General features: G+C 59.5%; 14 protein-coding genes, 1 tRNA gene and 1 pseudogene. 4 read left to right on the forward strand and 12 right to left on the reverse strand.

Translation table 11 applies throughout. From position 1 onward, the window contains the following. Positions 1-167, forward strand: a pseudogene (locus WBB95_RS02860) (hypothetical protein); the annotation flags it as partial. 42 nt (positions 168-209) lie between these two features. Here WBB95_RS02860 and WBB95_RS02865 read toward each other — a convergent pair. Both WBB95_RS02865 and WBB95_RS02870 read right to left on the reverse strand, forming a co-directional pair. After that, complete coding sequence (locus WBB95_RS02865) at positions 210-1,100, reverse strand: 1-aminocyclopropane-1-carboxylate deaminase/D-cysteine desulfhydrase (protein ID WP_424486202.1); 891 nt, start codon at positions 1,098-1,100, stop codon at positions 210-212. 78 nt (positions 1,101-1,178) lie between these two features. Continuing rightward, on the reverse strand, positions 1,179-3,218 hold the full coding sequence (locus WBB95_RS02870; RefSeq protein ID WP_424486203.1) for an FAD-dependent oxidoreductase: 2,040 nt from the start codon (positions 3,216-3,218) through the stop codon (positions 1,179-1,181). 212 nt (positions 3,219-3,430) lie between these two features. Between WBB95_RS02870 and WBB95_RS02875 the strand changes: the two genes are divergently transcribed. Further along, entirely contained in the window at positions 3,431-4,561 is a 1,131-nt protein-coding gene (locus WBB95_RS02875) for a carbon-nitrogen hydrolase family protein (RefSeq protein WP_424486204.1), read from the forward strand. Positions 4,562-4,565: 4 nt separating this feature from the next. Then, entirely contained in the window at positions 4,566-5,600 is a 1,035-nt protein-coding gene (locus WBB95_RS02880) for an AraC family transcriptional regulator (RefSeq protein WP_424486205.1), read from the forward strand. Between the two features lie 321 nt (positions 5,601-5,921). Here WBB95_RS02880 and WBB95_RS02885 read toward each other — a convergent pair whose 3' ends face one another. Both WBB95_RS02885 and WBB95_RS02890 read right to left on the reverse strand, forming a co-directional pair. Continuing rightward, entirely contained in the window at positions 5,922-6,746 is an 825-nt protein-coding gene (locus tag WBB95_RS02885) for a DUF2242 domain-containing protein (RefSeq protein ID WP_424486206.1), read from the reverse strand. Positions 6,747-6,835: 89 nt separating this feature from the next. Then, on the reverse strand, positions 6,836-7,735 hold the full coding sequence (locus WBB95_RS02890; RefSeq protein WP_424486207.1) for a LysR family transcriptional regulator: 900 nt from the start codon (positions 7,733-7,735) through the stop codon (positions 6,836-6,838). Positions 7,736-7,851: 116 nt separating this feature from the next. Between WBB95_RS02890 and WBB95_RS02895 the strand changes: the two genes are divergently transcribed. Then, the gene (locus WBB95_RS02895; RefSeq protein ID WP_424486208.1) at positions 7,852-9,042 is read left to right on the forward strand and encodes an MFS transporter; all 1,191 of its coding nucleotides are present in this window, start codon (positions 7,852-7,854) and stop codon (positions 9,040-9,042) included. Between the two features lie 51 nt (positions 9,043-9,093). Here WBB95_RS02895 and WBB95_RS02900 read toward each other — a convergent pair whose 3' ends face one another. From WBB95_RS02900 to WBB95_RS02935, 8 genes are all read right to left on the reverse strand, one after another. Then, a complete protein-coding gene (locus WBB95_RS02900; protein ID WP_424486209.1) occupies positions 9,094-10,968 on the reverse strand; it encodes a SurA N-terminal domain-containing protein in 1,875 nt (624 codons plus the stop codon). 231 nt (positions 10,969-11,199) lie between these two features. Next, positions 11,200-11,472: an HU family DNA-binding protein gene (locus WBB95_RS02905; protein WP_003174819.1), complete on the reverse strand. Its 273-nt coding sequence runs from the start codon at positions 11,470-11,472 to the stop codon at positions 11,200-11,202. Positions 11,473-11,620: 148 nt separating this feature from the next. After that, positions 11,621-14,017, reverse strand: a complete 2,397-nt coding sequence (gene lon, locus WBB95_RS02910; RefSeq protein WP_424486210.1) for an endopeptidase La — start codon at positions 14,015-14,017, stop codon at positions 11,621-11,623. A 187-nt stretch (positions 14,018-14,204) separates the two neighbouring features. Then, on the reverse strand, positions 14,205-15,497 hold the full coding sequence (gene clpX / locus WBB95_RS02915; RefSeq protein WP_424486211.1) for an ATP-dependent Clp protease ATP-binding subunit ClpX: 1,293 nt from the start codon (positions 15,495-15,497) through the stop codon (positions 14,205-14,207). Between the two features lie 111 nt (positions 15,498-15,608). After that, positions 15,609-16,244, reverse strand: a complete 636-nt coding sequence (gene clpP, locus WBB95_RS02920; RefSeq protein ID WP_005789297.1) for an ATP-dependent Clp endopeptidase proteolytic subunit ClpP — start codon at positions 16,242-16,244, stop codon at positions 15,609-15,611. Positions 16,245-16,335: 91 nt separating this feature from the next. Then, positions 16,336-17,646, reverse strand: coding sequence for a trigger factor (gene tig, locus WBB95_RS02925; RefSeq protein ID WP_424486212.1), 1,311 nt, complete (start codon positions 17,644-17,646; stop codon positions 16,336-16,338). Between the two features lie 487 nt (positions 17,647-18,133). Further along, entirely contained in the window at positions 18,134-18,814 is a 681-nt protein-coding gene (locus tag WBB95_RS02930; RefSeq protein ID WP_424486213.1) for an RNA polymerase sigma factor, read from the reverse strand. An 82-nt stretch (positions 18,815-18,896) separates the two neighbouring features. Then, positions 18,897-18,972, reverse strand: a tRNA-His gene (locus tag WBB95_RS02935). Positions 18,973-18,976 lie beyond the last annotated feature (4 nt).

Consider the following 18,976-nt stretch of genomic DNA (forward strand, 5'->3'; position numbering starts at 1 on the left):
GGCATGTGCTGTTTGGCAAGGTCGGTTACTGGTTGATCGGGCTGCATGCATTGGCGGGCCTGGCTCACCATTATGTGCTGCGGGATAACACGGCGATGCGCATGATGCCGGGTCGGAGCGGGCTTGCTCGCGAACGGGGCGGGTCAGTCACCAAATCCGCTGAATGATCCACGCGTTCGCGAGCAAGCCCGCACCCACAGCGGATTGCGTCAGGGCGTAAAGCCGCGCAGGCCTTGCAGCCCGCCGGTATGGACGAAAATCAGGCGAGTGCCAGGAGTAAAGCGCCCGGCTTCGACCTGCTGCTTTAATGCCAACAGGGCTTTGCCGGTGTAGAGCGGTTCCAGCGGCAGGCCGCATTGGCGCTGTGTGTCTTCAATGAACGCCAGCAACAGCGGATCGACCTTGGCAAAGCCGCCACGGCTGGCATCCAGCAATTCATACCCGCCCTGCACGATGGCCTGCACATTCTGCGCGACGCCATGATCGTCCGGCACCGCCAAGGCGCCGAACACCGGATGCGCGCCCGCCTCGGCGAGCGCCAGCCCGGCCAGCGTGGTGCCGGTGCCTGCCGCCAGCCACCACGCGTCGTAATCAGCCCAGCCCAGCGCGGCTAACTGCGCGCGTGCCTGCTCGACCAACACCGCGCAGCCGATTGCACCAGGCATGGCGCCGCCGCCTTCAGGCACCGGGTGCAAGGCGGGGTATTGCTCACGCCAGGGCAGCCAGAAGTCCGCCGCATGCCGCGCGCGATAGCCGCCATAGCCCAACCAATGCAGCTGCATGCCGAATGCTTTCAGGTCAAGGATGGTGGGCGTGTCTTGAGGATGGCCGCGCAGCAGGCCCACGGTAGGGAAACCAAACCGTTTACCGGCCGCCGCCAGCGCGTGCAGATGGTTGGAATAAGCCCCGCCCAGGCTGATAACGCCACTGGCACCGGCCTGTTGCGCCTGCGCCAGATGCTCGGTGAGTTTGAACCATTTGTTGCCGCTGATCAGCGGGTCGATACGGTCCAGGCGCAGCACGGCCAGCTCGACACCCTTGAGCCAATCGAGCTGCAAGCGTTCAAGGGGCGCGTGGGGAAGCCAGTCGAAAGGACCCATCGGGGAGGCATCTGCATGAAAAAAGGTGCGGTAGTCTACCACCGCACCCCTTGAGGTCTTGCAGCTCGGCTGGTGGTCTTACAGCTCGGCAGCGAGGCGCGAGCCCTGGTTGATGGCGCGCTTGGCATCCAGCTCGGCCGCCACATCGGCGCCGCCGATCAGGTGCACGTTCTGGCCGGCGGCGACCAAGCCGTCGTGCAGTTCGCGCAGCGGGTCCTGGCCTGCGCAGATGACGATATTGTCCACCGCCAGCACCTGCGGCTCACCTTCGGCGCCGATGCGGATATGCAGGCCTTCATCGTCGATCTTCAGGTATTCGACGCTGTTGAGCATCTGCACGCGCTTGTTCTTCAGGCCCGTCCGGTGGATCCAGCCGGTGGTCTTGCCCAGGCCGTCGCCGACCTTAGAGGCCTTGCGTTGCAGCAGGAACACTTCACGCGCCGGGGCATGGGGCTGCGGCTTGATGCCGGCGACACCGCCACGGGCTTGCAGTTGGGTGTCGATACCCCACTCTTTCCAGAACGCGTCACGGTCCAGGCTGGTGGACACGCCCTGGTGCACCAGGAATTCCGACACGTCGAAACCGATGCCGCCGGCGCCGATCACCGCCACACGTTTGCCCACGGGCTTGCGTTCCAGAATCACGTCCAGGTAGCTCAGCACCTTCGCGTTCTCGACCCCGGGAATCGCCGGCGTACGCGGCGCGATACCGGTGGCGAGAATGATCTCGTCATAGCCGCCAGCGTTGAGTTGCTCGACATCCACGCGCGTGTTGAGGCACAGCTCGACATGGGTGGTCTGCAATTTGCGCTTGAAGTAGCGCAGGGTTTCGAAAAACTCCTCTTTGCCCGGCACACGCTTGGCGATATTGAACTGGCCGCCGATCTCGCTGGCCGAATCAAACAGCGTCACTTGGTGCCCGCGCTCGGCGGCAACCGTGGCAGCCGCCAGGCCCGCAGGACCTGCGCCGACCACGGCAATCTTCTTGATCTGCTTGACCGGCAGGTAGTTGAGCTCGGTCTCGTAGCAGGCACGCGGGTTGACCAGGCAGGTGGTCAGCTTGCCGCCAAAGGTGTGGTCCAGGCAGGCCTGGTTGCAACCGATGCAGGTGTTGATTTCATCCGCCCGCCCGGCCGCCGCCTTGTTAACGAACTCGGGGTCGGCGAGGAACGGCCGCGCCATCGAGACCATGTCGGCATCGCCCTCGGCAAGGATCTGCTCGGCGATTTCCGGGGTGTTGATGCGGTTGGTGGTGATCAGCGGAATCTGCACCGCGCCGCGCAATTTGGCGGTGACTTTGCTGAACGCGCCACGCGGCACCTTGGTGGCGATGGTCGGGATACGCGCTTCGTGCCAGCCGATGCCGGTGTTGATGATGGTCGCACCGGCCTGCTCGATGGCCTTGGCCAACTGCACGATTTCTTCCCAGGTGCTGCCGCCTTCCACCAGGTCGAGCATCGACAGGCGGAAGATAATGATGAAGTTGGGGCCGACGGCCTCGCGCACCCGGCGCACGATCTCAACGGCAAGGCGCATACGATTTTCGTAGCTGCCACCCCAACGGTCGGTGCGATGGTTGGTGTGGGCCGCGAGGAACTGGTTAATGAAATAGCCTTCGGAGCCCATGATTTCGACGCCGTCGTACTCGGCGACCTGGGCCAGCAGCGAGCAGGTGACGAAATCCTGGATCTGCTTCTCGATGCCTTCTTCGTCCAGTTCCTTGGGCTTGAACGGGTTGATCGGCGCCTGAATCGCGCTCGGCGCGACCTGCTTGGGGCTGTAGGCATAACGGCCCGCGTGGAGGATCTGCATGCAGATCTTGCCGCCCGCCTCGTGCACGGCCTGGGTCACGATCTTGTGCTTCTGCGCTTCTTCGTCGGTGGTCAGCTTGGCGGCCCCGGCGTACACGCCGCCCTCGTCATTCGGGCCAATACCGCCGGTGACCATCAGGCCAACACCGCCGCGCGCACGCTCGGCAAAATAGGCGGCCATGCGTTCGAAACCGCCGGGTTTTTCTTCCAGGCCGGTGTGCATCGAGCCCATCAGGGTGCGGTTGCGCAAGGTGGTAAAACCCAGGTCCAACGGGGCCAGCAGGTGCGGGTAGGCAGCAGCGGTCATGGTACAGCTCCACAACGGATCATCACGGGACGTGGAAGGCTCGAATGGCCTGCCATCGGTTTATGTCCCACAGACTAAGAGCCGATTGCCTACCGCTCAATGACTGAAACTGACAAGTTATTGATCCAAATGCACAGCGCCCCTTGGCAAGCCACGCCATGGGCCCTACCCTAGTCGGCGAACCCTATACACGGTCTGTTGTCTGTTGCCCCATGCGTAAACTTCTAGCGTTCACCCTCACCATGGCCCTGGTTGCCGCCGTCGCCGCGTATCTGGTCTGGACCCAGGAGCGCCCCGTGGCGCATTACCTCTCGGACCTGCGCATCACCCTGGCCGTCAACGAAGGCGTACCGGCCGATCGCGGCAACCTGCTGGGCATCCAGCCGGAGCTGTTCCCGGCCGATTACCAGAGCGTGGAACGCCTGCACCTGAAGCTCGCGGCGTACCTGAAAAAGGCCCGCGACCAAGGCTTGATCAACGACAAGACCATCGTCGTGCTGCCGGAACACATCGGCACCTGGCTGATGCTCAGCGGCGAAAAAAACGAGCTGTACCAGGCCATCCACCTTAAGGACGCAATGAACTGGCTGTCGGCCAGCAATCCGTTTTTGTTTGCGCGCGCATGGATCAGCGCCACTGGCGAGAACCGCATGGACGACGCCTACCTGCGCATGAAAGCGACCGCCATGGCCCGCGACTATCAGTTGCTGTTCGGCGGCCTGGCCAAAGAATTCGGCGTGACCCTGGTGGCCGGCTCCATCGCCCTGCCCAACCCCAGCGTGAACCAAGGGCAATTGCAGGTCGGCCATGGCGCGCTGTACAACGCCAGCCTGGTGTTTGGTGCCGATGGTTTGCCCGTGGGCCAGCCGCAGCGCCAGTTCTATCCGATCTACGATGAACGCGGGTTTATCCAGCCCGGCGATGAAAACCTCGTCAGCGTGGTCGACACCCCGGCCGGGCGCCTGGGCATCCTGATCGGCAGCGACAGCTGGTACCCCGACAACTACCGCAAGCTCAATGAACAAGGCGCGCAATTGGTCGCCGTGCCGGCATTCGTGACCGGTCGTGACACCTGGGACCGCCCATGGCGCGGCTTCAAGAGCGTCTCCACACCCACTGAAATCAGCCTCAAACCCGAAGAGCTCAGCGAAGGCGAAGCCTGGCGCCGCCTCACCCTGATCAGCCAGCAGCCGATCAGCCAGGCCAGCGCCGGCATGAGCGTGTTCCTGCGCGGGCAGTTCTGGGACCTGGGCACCGCCGGGCACAGTTTTCTCAGCAGCAACGGGCAGGTCACCGCCGACAGCGGTGCCCGTGGTGCGCGCCTGCTGAATATCTGGCTGTAACGCCTTGAAGCCGGTGCGCCTTGGGGATTTGTCGGTGGGCTTCGTGCAAGCCTTGGCCGACGCGATTCACAGCCACGGCTTGGACCCACAACCGCTGTTGCTGCAATACGGCCTCGACCCTGCGCGCCTCGCCGAAGCGGGCGCGCGCTTGTCGATCCCGCGTTACATGCGCTTGGGCCATGCAGCCATCCAACTGACCGGCGAGCCGAGCCTGGGTCTGCGCATGGGCCAACTCAGCCGTTTGAGCCAGGCCGGCCTGGCCGGTGTGACCGCCGCGCAAGCGCCAACGGTGCGTGAAGCTGCGCGCACGCTGACCCGCTTTGAGGCGTTATACGGCTCCAACTATCGCGGGCAATCGAGCTTTCATGAGGACGCCGAAGGCGCTTGGCTGCGCTTCTATTCGATCAGCCCTTACAACGCCTACAACCGTTTTGTGGTGGATTCGATCATCGCCGGCTGGCTGCACCAATTGTCGAGCCTGGCCCAGCAACCGGTGCAGGCGCAGCGCATCGAGATCGAATTTGAAGCGCCGGACTACAGCGAACACTACAGCGTGCTCGGCGACGCCCCGGTCCATTTCGGCGCCGATGCCAACCAACTGCGCCTCAACCAGCAAACCCTGGCCCTGCGCAACCCACAGCACTGCCCAAGCACCTGGCAATGGCTGGTGCAGCTGTGTGAAAGGGAGTTGGAGCAGTTGACCCGCACCCGTAGCCTGCGCGAGCGCATTACCCGGTTGCTCGGGCCGATGCTCAATGGCGGCCGGGAACCCGACCTGGAAGAAGTGGCGGCACGCCTGAAGCTGCCGACCTGGACGCTGCGCCGCAAACTGGCCGACGAAGGCACTCAATTTCGCGCAATTCTCAACGATACCCGCCGCGACCTGGCCATGACCTACATTCGCGACACGGAACTGGCGTTCGGCGAGATCGCCTACTTGCTCGGTTTTGCCTCAGCCCAAGCCTTTCAACGGGCGTTCAGGCGGTGGAACAACCAGACGCCAGGGGAATTTCGCCGCAGTCAGCGGCATTCCGCCTGAAGTCGGTATTACAGCTCAGTGGCGTCATCGGCCGGATCCAGCGGGTCCAACTCAAACGCGTGGTACTCCAGCAGTTCTTCCTGGTAATCGTCCATGGTGGACTCCTTCTCGATTTAAAAGCGGCTGCAGATATATGACCTGCATGACCAGCCTAAAGTGCCGTGATGACGAAAAAATGTCTGCGCCATGACGTTCCTGCACATGAGGAATAAACGTAGCAGCGTCAGGCGGATTTAGAGGTGGGGGCACGAAGGAGCCGGAAGGGAGGTATGAGCCGCTACGGGATCTGCGTCGACAAGGCGAATCCCGTAGCGGTTTGAATTACTGCGCAGGCGTTGGTAGCGGTGGAATCGCCTCTGTCGGCGCCGGCAGATTTGGATTGGTCGGTGCAGGTGCAGGCTCTGCGGCAGGCGCTGGCGTCGGCAATGGCGTTGGCGCCGGTTCCGCCTGCGGTGCAATCGGTGCCGCCTCAGGAGGCGGTGCAACCGGCTCCGAAACGGCAGGCGCTGCCGGCTCTGCCTTGGGCGCCTCGACCTTCTCGGCAGCAGGAGCAGCCTTGGGTTCCGGCACACCGAGGTCGGCCTTGGGCTTCTCGGGAATGTGCGCCGCCTTCTTCACTTCCTGCGGCAGGAAGACGTCCACCAGCGCGAAGTAACGGTCATAGAACTTCGGCGCCGAGACCGTCTCACTCGCGACCTTCACCATCGAGTCATCGGTGGAACCAATCGGCATCGACACCGAGCCCAGCACGCCCACACCGAGGCTTGCCGAGTTGTTGACCTTCTTCAGCGCGTAACGGTCCTGCAAGGCGTTGGCAAACATCGTCGAGTGGTTATTGCCTTTGCCATCATCGGCACACACCACGTTGAAGCTGATCTGCAGATGGGTTTCACCGGTCTGCTGGAAGCTTTTGTTGCCCACCACCAGTTTCGGGTCGCTGCTGGTGATGATGTAGCCCTGGCTCAGCAGGGCACGGCGTGCCGCTTCGCAGGCCGCCGTGTCACTCACCGGGTAATCACGGGAGAACGTACCGGAATCGTCGAAATTTTCATGTTCATAAATGGCGGTCTTGGGTGACGAGCAGCCCGCGGCGCCCGCCAGCACCAGCGCCAACCCGAGGCTACGCAAGTGAAATGATGTCGACATCGAAAATCCTGAGGAAAACAGTCCGGGCGGTATTGTGCAACAGAACAGGGTCGTGGCGCGCGCATTCCTGTCGGTAAAACGTCACAGGCCTATGGGACGCTGCCCGCAGGAAAAAGCCTGGCGCCCATATGATCGATAAACACACGCAATTTGGCCGAGGCATGACGACTTGAGGGCCATAACAGCCAGAAGCTGCCACGGTGCTCAAGGTCGTCGTCCAGCACCCGCTTCAAACGGCCTTGTGCTACCGCCTCATTGACCATGAAGTCCGGCAAGCAAGCGATGCCCAACCCCTCGTGCACCACATAGTTGAGGGATTCAATGGTGGTGCTGACCAGCGGTGCGCGTAAAACCGGTTCCGCCGTGCCCGGTGCGTAACGCAACGGCCAGGGTTCCAAGCGGCCGGTGGCGCAGAATTTATGGCGCAGGCAGGCGTGGCCGTTTAAATCCTGGGGCTGTTGTGGAGTGCCGTATTCAGCGAAGTAGGCGGGGGTGCCGACCAGAACTAACCGGTAGTACCCAAGATGACGCGCCATCAAGCGCGAATCTTCCGGCTTGCCGGTGCGTATTACCGCATCGAAGCCTTCTTCGATCACATCCACCATGCGGTCGGAAAAATCCACATCCAGTTCGATATCCGGGTAGGCGCGCATAAAGTCGCTGAGCACCGGCATCAAAAGGCCACGCACCTGCGGCAAGCTGATGCGCAACTTGCCCTTGGGCGTCGCACTGGCTTCGGTCAATTCCTGCTCTGCGGCCTCAACCTCGGCGAGAATGCGTCGCGAACGTTCGAGAAACAATGCCCCTTCGCTGGTCAACGTGATGCTGCGCGTACTGCGATGAAACAACCGCACGCCAAGGCGCTCTTCGGTTCGCGCAATGCTTTTACCCACGGCGGAAGAGGACACACCCAACACCCGGCCGGCGACGGTGAAGCTGCGGGCCTCCGCGACCTGCACAAATACCGAAAGACTGCCCAGACTGTCCATTGCCCTGCCCTTGAAGATTGCGGACATCAGTGTCCGATAAGTTCGGAACCTTAGCCTGTTTTTCTGCCGGCCACAGCCCCCTACTCTGCATCCTTGCCCTTTTCATGGATAGCGCGATGAGCAACAGCCCTTCACTGACCGAAGCCTCCTCTGCCTCCCAACGCGACACACTGCCCCTCGGGGGCTTGCTGGCGCTGGCCTCGGCCGGCTTTATCACGATCCTCACCGAGGCGATGCCGGCCGGGCTCTTGCCACAAATGAGCGAGGGGTTAGGCGTTTCGCCCGCACTGGTTGGCCAGTTGGTCACCCTGTATGCGCTGGGGTCCTTGCTCGCGGCCATCCCGCTCACCTTGCTGACCCGAAGCTGGCGCCGCCGGCCGTTGTTACTGATTGCCATCGCCGGCTTCGCGTTGGTCAACAGCGTGACGGCACTGTCCAGCCACTACGGGCTGACCCTGGTGGCGCGCTTCTTCGCCGGGGTGTTTGCCGGGCTGCTGTGGGCGCTGCTGGCGGGGTATGCCAGCCGAATGGTCGCGCCACACCTGCAAGGTCGGGCGATTGCCGTGGCCATGCTGGGTGCGCCGTTGGCACTGTCACTGGGTGTACCCGCGGGGACCTTTCTAGGCACCGCTGTCGGATGGCGCCTGAGCTTTGCAATCATGACAGGCCTGACACTGTTGCTACTGATTTGGGCACGCTGGCAGCTCCCGGACTTTGCGGGCGAACGGGCAGGAAAACGCTTGGGGCTGCACCACGTGCTGACGCTGCCCGGAATTCGCCCGGTGCTATGGGTAACCTTTACCTACGTGCTGGCCCACAACATTTTTTACACCTATATCGCACCCCTGCTGGCACCGTCAGGAATTGCCGCCGACACCGACCAAGTGCTGCTGGTGTTCGGCCTTGCGGCGGTGCTGAGCATATGGCTCGCGGGCGTGCTGATTGATCGGTGGCTAAGCGTGTTACTCGTAACCAGCTGTGTGCTGTTTGGCCTCATAGCCCTGGTGCTGGCGTTCTGGATCACCTCGCCAGCAGTGATCTACAGCGCGGTCGCCTTATGGGGCCTGGCGTTTGGTGGGCTGCCGGCGTTGCTGCAAACGGCACTGGCCAAAGCCGCGGGAGCATCGGCGGACACGGCGCAGTCGATGCTGGTCACCGTGTGGAACCTGGGCATCGCCGGCGGCGGGTTAGCGGGAGGGCTGTTGCTACAAGGCTGGGGCGTCAGCGCATTCCCGTGGGCGGTGGTGCTACTGATGGTGCTGGCATTGGGCGGCAGCCTGAATCCCAGCCTGCGAAAACGCAGTTAAAAAAAGCCCCCGGCACTTTTCAGTGCCGGGGGCTTTTTATTCAAACCAACATCAGAACTTCTTAATGTCAGCCTTGGTTTCCAACTGCTTGCGGAACGCCGCGAAGTCTTGCTGGCCGATGCGGGAAGCGAGGAAGCGACGGTATTGCGCCTTTTCTTCGTCCGTAGGGGCAGCTGCTTCATTGACGCCGTTCAAGCGCACAAGCACCAGGCTGCCATCCGCGAGGGTCACGGTGGTGAACGTCGGCTTGTCCTTGGCTGCAGGCTTAGGCATGCGGAACAGGGCTTGCAGTACGGCAGGGTCAATCGCTTCCTGGCTACGGGAAGCCGCTTCGGTGACTTTCCAGGCCTGACCATCAACCGGCTGGTTCAGCGGCGTCTTGCCATCACGCAAGCTGGCGATCAGCTCGTCAGCGTGGGTCTTGGCAGCGGCGCTGGCGCGTTCCTTGGTCATCTGGGCACGGATCGCGGCAGAGACGCTTTCCAGCGGCAATTGCGCAGGCTTCAGATGCTCTTTGGCACGCAGCACGATGATGGTTTCCGGGTCCAGCTCGATGGCGGTGCTGTTGGCACCTTCATCCAACACTTCCGGGCTGAACGCTGCGGTGACCACGGCACGGTTGGCCGCAACACCTTCGCCACCTTCACGGCCAAACGGCGCGGAGGTGTGCACGGTCAACTTCAGGTCAGACGCCGGCTGAGCCAGGTCGGACGCTTCGAATGCCGCATCTTCCAATTGCTTGGTCGCCTCGACATAACGCTGCTCGACCTGCTGGGTCTTGAGTTCACGGGTCAGCTTGTCTTTCAGGCTGGCGAACGACGGCACTTGCGGTGCCTCAACGCCCAACAGCTTGATCAAGTGCCAACCGAAGGTGGTACGCACCGGTGCCGAAACCTGATCCTTGTTCAAAGCGTACAGGGCGGTTTCGAAGTCCGGGTCGTAGACGCCAGGGCCAGCAAAACCGAGGTCGCCGCCATTGTTGGCCGAACCTGGATCCTGGGAGAACTCCTTGGCCAGGGCATCGAACTTCTCACCCTTGGCCAGGCGTGCCTGGATTTCTTCGATCTTGGCCTTGGCTTGCGCCTCGGTGACCTTGTCGTTGACTTCAATCAGGATATGCGCGGCACGACGCTGTTCAGCGAGGTTGGCGGTTTCTTTCTGATAGGCAGCCTGCAGTTCATCGTCCTTCACGGTGACCTGGTCGAAGAAGGCAGACTTCTTCAGTTCCAGATAGTCGATGACCACCTGGTCCGGGGTCATGAACTCTTTGGCGTGCTGGTCGTAGTAAGCCTTGACCTCGTCGTCGGTGAGTTTCACCGCAGCAGGGTCAGCCTTGATGTTGACGGTCGCGAAGTCGCGGGTCTGCTTCTCCAGACGGGCGAATGCCAGTACCTCGGCGTCAGTCACAAAACCGCTGCCGGCGATACCTGCACGAACCTGGCCGATCAGCATTTCCTGGCTCAGCATCTGACGGAACTGCATGCGGCTGTAGCCCAGTTGACGGATCACCTGGTCAAAGCGTTCGGCGTTGAATTTGCCGTCCACCTGGAATTCCGGCGTCTGCAGGATCACTTGGTCCAGCGCAGCCTCGGAGAAGCCGAACTTGGAATCCGCAGCACCTTGCAGCAGCAGTTTACGGTCGATCAGGCCCTTGAGGGCCGCATCGCGCAGCAGCTTCTCGTCCAGCAGAGAAGCATCGAAATCCTTGCCCAGCTGTTGCATCAGCTGGCGACGTTGCATGTCGACGGCCTGGCTCAGTTCGGTTTGGGTGATTTCTTCACCGTTGACCTTGGCCACGTCCTGCTTGTTGTTGGTCGAAGCCTGGAAAATGGCCTCGATACCGGTGAACGCCATCAATGCGACGATGATCCCGATAATGGTCTTGGCAATCCAGCCTTGTGAATTGTCCCTGATATTTTGCAGCATGCGTCCCCCAGAAACGGTTGAACTTCAAAGATTAGGCAACCGTGGAGCGTGGGTAGAGTCCGGATAGAAGAAAGGCGCATCCGAGGATGCGCCTTCTCGTAACTGGCGGAGCGGACGGGGGTTTGAACCCACACCCCCGGCGTGGCGACCCAATGGATACGTGGGTCAGCTGCCGCTCCGCTGCCAGGCCGGATGTGAATCCGACCCGGGTAGGCAAGGCTTGAACGAAGCTTAGTTAACCGCTTCTTTCAGGGCTTTACCGGCTTTGAAACCTGGTTTCTTGGCAGCAGCGATTTGCAGTGCTTTGCCAGTCTGTGGGTTACGGCCAGTACGAGCTGGGCGGTCAGTCACAGAGAAAGTACCGAAGCCTACCAGCACTACGGAGTCGCCGGCCTTCAGAGCGCCAGTGACGGATTCGATTACTGCGTCCAGCGCACGGCCAGCAGCAGCTTTCGGGATATCAGCGGATGCGGCGATAGCATCAATCAGTTCCGACTTGTTCACTCTAAGTCCCCTTATATATCTATTGAGTATGATTCTAAGTTTTTTGGTGAAAGCAAAAACCAGTGCTGAATGGCCTACAGACACTTAAGAGCCGCTTTATAACAAGGGCTCTAAAAAGCTGTCAAGGAAGCCCCCAGGCTTAATCGCATTAATGCGTGCTAATTCTTTCCTTGGAATCAGACTCGCGTTTTTCGTCCTTAGAGACTATCTCCGGAGCCACATCCGGCAAGGGCTCCGGCGCGTATTGCAGCGCACTTTGCAGGACCTCGTCAATCCATTTAACCGGTTTAATCTGAAGATCCTGCTTGATGTTGTCCGGAATTTCCTTCAAGTCGCGAACATTCTCTTCAGGAATGATCACGGTCTTGATACCACCCCGGTGTGCCGCAAGCAATTTCTCTTTCAAACCACCGATGGCCAATACCTGGCCGCGCAGGGTGATTTCCCCGGTCATGGCCACGTCGGCGCGCACCGGGATGCCGGTAATTGCCGATACCAGGGCCGTGCACATGCCTACGCCTGCGCTAGGGCCGTCTTTAGGGGTAGCCCCTTCCGGCATGTGGATGTGGGTGTCGTGCTTCTCGTGGAAGTCCAGGGGGATCCCCAGGCTTCGAGCGCGGCTGCGCACCACGGTCTGCGCGGCAGTGATGGATTCGACCATCACGTCACCCAGCGAACCGGTCTTGATCAATTGGCCTTTGCCTGGAATTACCGCGGCTTCGATGGTCAGCAATTCGCCGCCCACCTGGGTCCACGCCAAGCCTGTCACCTGCCCTACCTGATCCTGTTGCTCGGCCAGGCCGTAACGGAATTTCTTCACGCCCAGGAAATGTTCCAGGTCGTCGGCACCGACTTTCACAGAGAAGCGTTTTTCCAACGCATGCTCTTTGACCGCCTTGCGGCAAATCTTCGCAATTTGACGCTCAAGGCCCCGTACACCGGCTTCGCGGGTGTAGAAACGCACGATGTCGCGGATCGCCTCGACGTCGATTTCGATCTCGCCTTTTTTCAAGCCATTGGCCGAAATCTGTTTAGGCGCGAGGTACTTCACGGCGATATTGATCTTCTCGTCTTCGGTGTAACCCGGCAGACGAATCACCTCCATCCGATCCAGCAAAGCCGGAGGAATGTTCATGGAGTTGGAGGTGCACAGGAACATTACGTCGGACAGGTCGTAGTCGACTTCGAGGTAATGGTCGTTGAAATTGTGGTTCTGCTCGGGATCGAGTACTTCGAGCAATGCCGAGGCAGGATCGCCGCGCATGTCGCTGCCCATTTTGTCGATTTCATCAAGCAGGAACAGCGGGTTGCGCACGCCCACTTTTGTCATCTTTTGAATCAATCTTCCTGGCATCGAACCGATGTAAGTACGCCGATGACCACGAATTTCCGCTTCATCGCGCACACCGCCGAGGGCCATGCGTACGAATTTACGATTGGTGGCATTGGCGATGGACTCGGCCAGGGAGGTTTTACCCACACCCGGCGGACCCACCAGGCACAACACCGGCCCACGAATCTTCTTCACGCGCTTTTGCACGGCGAGGTATTCAAGGATGCGCTCTTTGACCTCTTCAAGGCCATAGTGGTCGGCGTCGAGAATATCCTCGGCACGGGCCAGGTCCAGGCGCACTTTGGTCTGGGCCTTCCACGGCACTTGCACCAGCCAGTCGATGTAGGAGCGCACCACGGTGGCTTCGGCTGACATCGGCGACATTTGCTTGAGCTTGTTCAGCTCGGCGGTGGCTTTGGTCAAGGCATCTTTCGGCAGGCCGGCGGCATCGATGCGCTTTTTCAGCTCTTCGATTTCGTTGTGGCCTTCCTCGCTGTCGCCGAGCTCTTTCTGAATGGCCTTCATCTGCTCATTCAGGTAGTACTCGCGCTGGCTGCGCTCCATTTGTTTCTTCACACGACCACGGATGCGCTTCTCAACCTGCAGCAGGTCAATTTCGCCATCCAACAGTGCCAGCACGTGTTCGACACGGGCAGACAGGTCGATGATTTCGAGGATGTCCTGCTTCTGCTCGATCTTCAGCGCCATGTGCGCGGCCATGGTGTCGACCAGGCGGCTCGGCTCATCAATGCTGTTGAGGGACGACAAGACTTCAGCCGGGACCTTCTTGCCCAACTGCACATACTGCTCGAACTGCGAGAGCAGGCTGCGCACAAACACTTCGGATTCGCGCTCAGGGGCTTCGACTTCGTCGATCAGCGCCACTTCGGCGCGCAGATGGCCGTCCACCTCCATGAAACGCTCCACCGCACCGCGCTGCTCGCCTTCCACCAGCACCTTGACGGTGCCATCAGGCAGCTTGAGCAGTTGCAGAACAGTGGCCACGGTGCCAACGCGATACAGGGCGTCTTCGCCCGGATCATCATCAGCAGGATTCTTCTGGGCCAACAGCAGGATTTGCTTGTCGCCCGTCATCGCGGCCTCAAGGGCTTCGATAGACTTCTCGCGCCCCACAAACAGCGGGATAACCATGTGCGGATAGACGACGACATCACGCAACGGCAGGAGAGGCAATTCGATGGTTGTCTTCATGATTTCGCCTCTATGACAGTTGAAAAAACAGCTTGAAACCAAGATGGGGGCTGCATGCAAAAAAAACAAGCTCAATGCCAGTAGTTAAACGCATGAATAAACGCAAATTTAAAAGCAGCAGTAAGAAAGCCACCAAAAAACAAGGGGCCCCGAAAGGCCCCTTGTTTGTACTTCAACTGCTAGACGCTCAGGCGTCAGGTGCAGCCTTGGCAGCCTTGGCAGACGGCTCACTGTTTTCGTAGATATACAGTGGCTTGGACTTGCCTTCGATAACGCTTTCGTCGATCACCACTTTGCTCACCTCGGACTGCGAGGGAATTTCGTACATGGTGTCGAGCAACACGCCTTCAAGAATCGAACGCAGACCACGTGCACCGGTTTTGCGCTCCAGTGCCCGCTTGGCCACCGATTTGAGTGCGTCGGTACGGAACTCCAGGTCTACACCTTCCATCTCGAACAGCTTGGCGTATTGCTTGGTCAGGGCGTTTTTCGGCTCGGTGAGGATCTGAATCAACGCCTCCTCATCCAACTCGTCCAACGTGGCCAGGACCGGCAGACGGCCAACGAATTCCGGGATCAGACCAAACTTGACCAGATCGTCAGGCTCGACTTCACGCAGGGACTCGCCCACCTTCTTGCCTTCTTCCTTGCTGCGCACTTCCGCACCGAAACCGATGCCGCCACGTGTGGAGCGCTGCTGAATAACCTTCTCCAGACCGGAGAACGCACCGCCACAGATGAACAGGATGTTACGCGTATCAACCTGAAGGAATTCCTGCTGCGGGTGCTTGCGGCCGCCTTGTGGCGGTACGGAAGCAACCGTGCCCTCGATCAGTTTCAACAGGGCTTGCTGCACGCCTTCACCGGAAACGTCCCGGGTGATCGATGGGTTGTCGGACTTTCGCGAAATCTTGTCGATTTCGTCGATGTAGACAATACCCATCTGGGCCTTCTCTACGTCGTAGTCACACTTCTGCAGCAGCTTCTGAATGATGTTCTCGACATCTTCACCTACGTAACCAGCCTCGGTGAGGGTGGTGGCGTCGGCGATGGTGAACGGAACGTTCAGCAGACGAGCGAGAGTCTCCGCCAGCAAGGTTTTACCCGAGCCTGTAGGACCGATCAGCAAGATGTTGCTCTTGCCGAGTTCGACTTCGTCGCCTTTCTTGTCACGCTGGTTCAGACGCTTGTAGTGGTTGTACACCGCTACGGCCAGAACCTTCTTTGCACGCTCTTGACCAATCACATATTGATCAAGGATGCCGCTGATTTCTTTAGGCGAAGGCAATTTATGCGCGCTGCTCTCGGCCTGGGCTTCCTGCACCTCCTCGCGGATGATGTCATTGCACAGGTCGACGCACTCGTCGCAGATAAACACCGAGGGGCCGGCGATCAACTTGCGCACTTCATGCTGGCTTTTGCCGCAGAAGGAGCAATAGAGCAGCTTGCCGTTGTCCTCGCCGTTGCGGGTGTCAGTCATTCGTTCGATCCAAATCCGATAGGCTTGCAACACAAGATGAAGGCTTATGCGGGCTTTTTCAAGCCCGCCGGTGGTCGGACACGCCGACCAGCCTTATTTTGAGCAGCTTAATTAAGCGGGGCGCTTTTCGATCACTGCGTCGATCAACCCGTATTCACGTGCAGCTTCTGCGCTCATGAAATTGTCGCGGTTGGTGTCGCGCTCGATCTCTTCCAGGGTGTGCCCGCTGTGCTTGGCCATCAAGGTGTTGAGGCGTTCGCGAATAAACAGGATTTCCTTGGCGTGAATTTCGATGTCCGATGCCTGCCCCTGGAAACCGCCCAGTGGCTGGTGAATCATCACGCGCGAGTTAGGCAGGCAGAAACGCTTGCCCTCAGCACCAGCAGTGAGCAGGAACGCGCCCATGCTGCAGGCCTGACCGATGCAAGTGGTCGACACGTTCGGCTTGATGAACTGCATGGTGTCGTAGATCGACATGCCCGCCGTCACCGAACCGCCTGGGGAGTTAATGTAAAGATGGATGTCCTTGTCCGGGTTTTCCGCTTCAAGGAACAGCAGCTGCGCGCAGATCAGGTTGGCCATGTAGTCCTCTACCGGACCAACCAGAAAGATGACTCGTTCCTTGAGCAGGCGCGAGTAGATGTCATAGGCGCGTTCGCCACGAGCAGATTGCTCGACAACCATCGGGACCAGGCCGCCGGCGGCCTGGATATCAGAGTTCTGCTGAATATAGGAATTACGGAACATGCTCTGCAGTTACTCCCAAATAGTCATGTCTTGAAAACGCATAAGCCAGCGCGAGGCTGGCTTATGGTTGAATTTCCAACGAGTTGGACAATCAGTCGGCTTGTGCTGCTTCCGCCGGCTTGACTGCTTCTTCGTAAGAGACCGCTTTGTCGGTCACCTTAGCCTTCTGCAGAACAGTATCCACAACTTGTTCTTCCAGCACAACCGAACGTACTTCGTTCAGTTGCTGGTCGTTCTTGTAGTACCAAGACACAACCTGCTCAGGCTCCTGGTAGGCCGAGGCCATTTCCTGGATCATTTCACGAACGCGATCTTCGTCAGGCTTGAGGCTGAACTGCTCAACCACTTCAGCCACGACCAGACCCAGCACAACGCGGCGCTTGGCTTGTTCTTCGAACAGCTCGGCCGGCAGTTGGTCAGGCTTGATGTTGCCACCGAACTGCTGAACCGCTTGAACGCGCAGGCGATCCACTTCGTTGGACAGCAGGGCCTTAGGCACTTCAATCGGGTTGGCGGCCAGCAGACCATCCATAACCTGGTTCTTGACCTTGGATTTGATCGCCTGACGCAGCTCGCGCTCCATGTTCTTGCGAACTTCGGTGCGGAAGCCGTCGATACCGGTTTCCTTGATACCGAATTGAGCGAAGAACTCTTCGTTCAGTTCTGGCAGCTTAGGCTCGGAAACGCTGTTGACGGTCACGGTGAACTCGGCGGCTTTGCCGGCCAGGTCCAGGTTCTGGTAGTCAGCAGGGAACGTCAGGTTCAGCACGCGCTCTTCGCCGGCTTTGGCGCCAACCAGGCCGTCTTCAAAACCAGGGATCATGCGGTTGGAACCCAGCACCAGCTGAGTGCCCTTGGCGGAGCCGCCAGCGAATACTTCGCCGTCAACCTTGCCAACGAAATCGATGTTCAGTTGGTCTTCGTTCTGGGCAGCACGATCGGCCACTTCAAAACGGGTGTTCTGCTTGCGCAGGATTTCCAGCATGTTGTCCAGGTCGGAATCCGCTACGTCAGCGCTCAGGCGCTCTACGGCGATGTCTTCGAAACCGGCAACGGTGAACTCTGGGAACACCTCGAATACGGCAACGTATTCCAGGTCTTTGCCAGCTTCCAGGGACTTTGGCTCGATCGAAGGCTGACCGGCAGGCTTCAGGTTTTGCGCTTCAACCGCTTCGTAGAAGGAAGCCTGGATCACATCACCCACAGCGTCCTGACGCGCATCGGCGCCAAAACGACGCTTGATTTCGCTCATAGGCACTTTGCCTGGACGGAAACCAGCGATCTTGGCCTTTTGGGCAGTCTGCTGCAGACGCTTGTTGACCGCAGTCTCAATACGCTCTGCCGGCACGGTGATGCTCAGGCGGCGCTCGATGGCAGTAGTATTTTCAACAGAAACTTGCATGGATATTCCTCGTTGCACAGACGTTAGCCGGCCGTTTCCGACCCCAGAATCAAGGGCATGCATTCTAGTGGGTCAAACTCAAGAAGTCACCCTACTGAAAACGGGTAGAAAAACAGCAGGCCATTTATAGGTTCAAGTGCACGCATGCACCTCATCCCGTTAGCAAATACAGCTCATCACGCCAGGGCTCTGCATCAACCCTTCTATATATAGAAGAGCCTGAACGCACTCCCCCGGCTACCGACCTTGCAAACAAGATCGGAGGGCACGGCAGCAGCATCGAGAAACACAAATACGACGAAACGCCCCACCCTGAGAATTCAAAACGCTTAAACAAAAACGGCACAGTCCTTGTTCAGGTACTGCGCCGTAATTCGCTATTAAATAGCTGCACCGACCCGGATGTCGCTTCGGATCAGTTCCACACGCTCAAAACCGGCAACGATTCTAACGCCAAGGCATTGAGAATGCTTGTTTTTTCTTGACGTCAATAACCACCGCACGCCTGGTACTGATCAATCGCCGCAAACACCCGGATGCGCGCCCTGTGAAGCAGTACGCGCGCATTGCACAGGCTGACGCCAAGCAGCTCCGCCACCTGCTCCAACTCAAGCCCTACACGCTCGCGCAGCACCAAGGCACCGCTCTGAAGTTCGGACAACTCGTCCAGCGCACACTCAATACATTCACGCAGTTCACTTTCGCTCAGCAACGCTTCCGGCGTATCTTCGTGCCAGCCAGAGGGCGACGATAACCACTGCCCTGTAGCGGCACAAAAACCACCACCATCCCAATCAGCTTCAACCACCGCATCACGACGACTGCGCCCATAACGGCCCTTGGCTTTATTGGCGGTGATCGTCAGCACCCACGTCTTGAGGCTCGACCGCCCCTGAAAGCCATTCAGCCCTCTCACCACCGCCAACCAGGCGTCCTGCACGACATCATCCACATGCCGATGACCAGCAATCGCCGACGCCACCGCCCGCATTGAACCTTGATACGTACTGACCAACTCGCGATAGGCTGCCTGCTCACCCTGCATGAGACGACCCAACAACTGCGCCTCACTACCGACCAGCCCCCGACTTTCACCCTGATGTCGTGCCAACATTTCACAGCCCTCGACGGTAGCGTCCGATGAGGATTCAGGCCCGTCCCAGGCCATCCTCGTGACTACATACGCGGCAGGGCATTTTTTGGATGCAAAAAAAAGCGCCAGATCATTGATCTGGCGCTTTTCTGAAATATGGGGTGGACGAAGGGGATCGAACCCTCGACAACGGGAGTCACAATCCCGTGCTCTACCAACTGAGCTACGCCCACCATC

Source organism: Pseudomonas sp. (assembly GCF_049645325.1).
In the GTDB taxonomy this organism is placed as follows: Bacteria; Pseudomonadota; Gammaproteobacteria; order Pseudomonadales; family Pseudomonadaceae; genus Aquipseudomonas.

Coding starts and splice junctions, on each gene's coding strand:
- WBB95_RS02865 (WP_424486202.1), bottom strand. CDS start 1,100: ATGGGTCCTTTCGACTGGCTTCCCCACGCGCCCCTTGAACGCTTGCAG.
- WBB95_RS02870 (WP_424486203.1), bottom strand. CDS start 3,218: ATGACCGCTGCTGCCTACCCGCACCTGCTGGCCCCGTTGGACCTGGGT.
- WBB95_RS02875 (WP_424486204.1), top strand. CDS start 3,431: ATGCGTAAACTTCTAGCGTTCACCCTCACCATGGCCCTGGTTGCCGCC.
- WBB95_RS02885 (WP_424486206.1), bottom strand. CDS start 6,746: ATGTCGACATCATTTCACTTGCGTAGCCTCGGGTTGGCGCTGGTGCTG.
- WBB95_RS02890 (WP_424486207.1), bottom strand. CDS start 7,735: ATGGACAGTCTGGGCAGTCTTTCGGTATTTGTGCAGGTCGCGGAGGCC.
- WBB95_RS02895 (WP_424486208.1), top strand. CDS start 7,852: ATGAGCAACAGCCCTTCACTGACCGAAGCCTCCTCTGCCTCCCAACGC.
- WBB95_RS02900 (WP_424486209.1), bottom strand. CDS start 10,968: ATGCTGCAAAATATCAGGGACAATTCACAAGGCTGGATTGCCAAGACC.
- lon (WP_424486210.1), bottom strand. CDS start 14,017: ATGAAGACAACCATCGAATTGCCTCTCCTGCCGTTGCGTGATGTCGTC.
- clpX (WP_424486211.1), bottom strand. CDS start 15,497: ATGACTGACACCCGCAACGGCGAGGACAACGGCAAGCTGCTCTATTGC.
- clpP (WP_005789297.1), bottom strand. CDS start 16,244: ATGTTCCGTAATTCCTATATTCAGCAGAACTCTGATATCCAGGCCGCC.
- tig (WP_424486212.1), bottom strand. CDS start 17,646: ATGCAAGTTTCTGTTGAAAATACTACTGCCATCGAGCGCCGCCTGAGC.
- WBB95_RS02930 (WP_424486213.1), bottom strand. CDS start 18,814: ATGGCCTGGGACGGGCCTGAATCCTCATCGGACGCTACCGTCGAGGGC.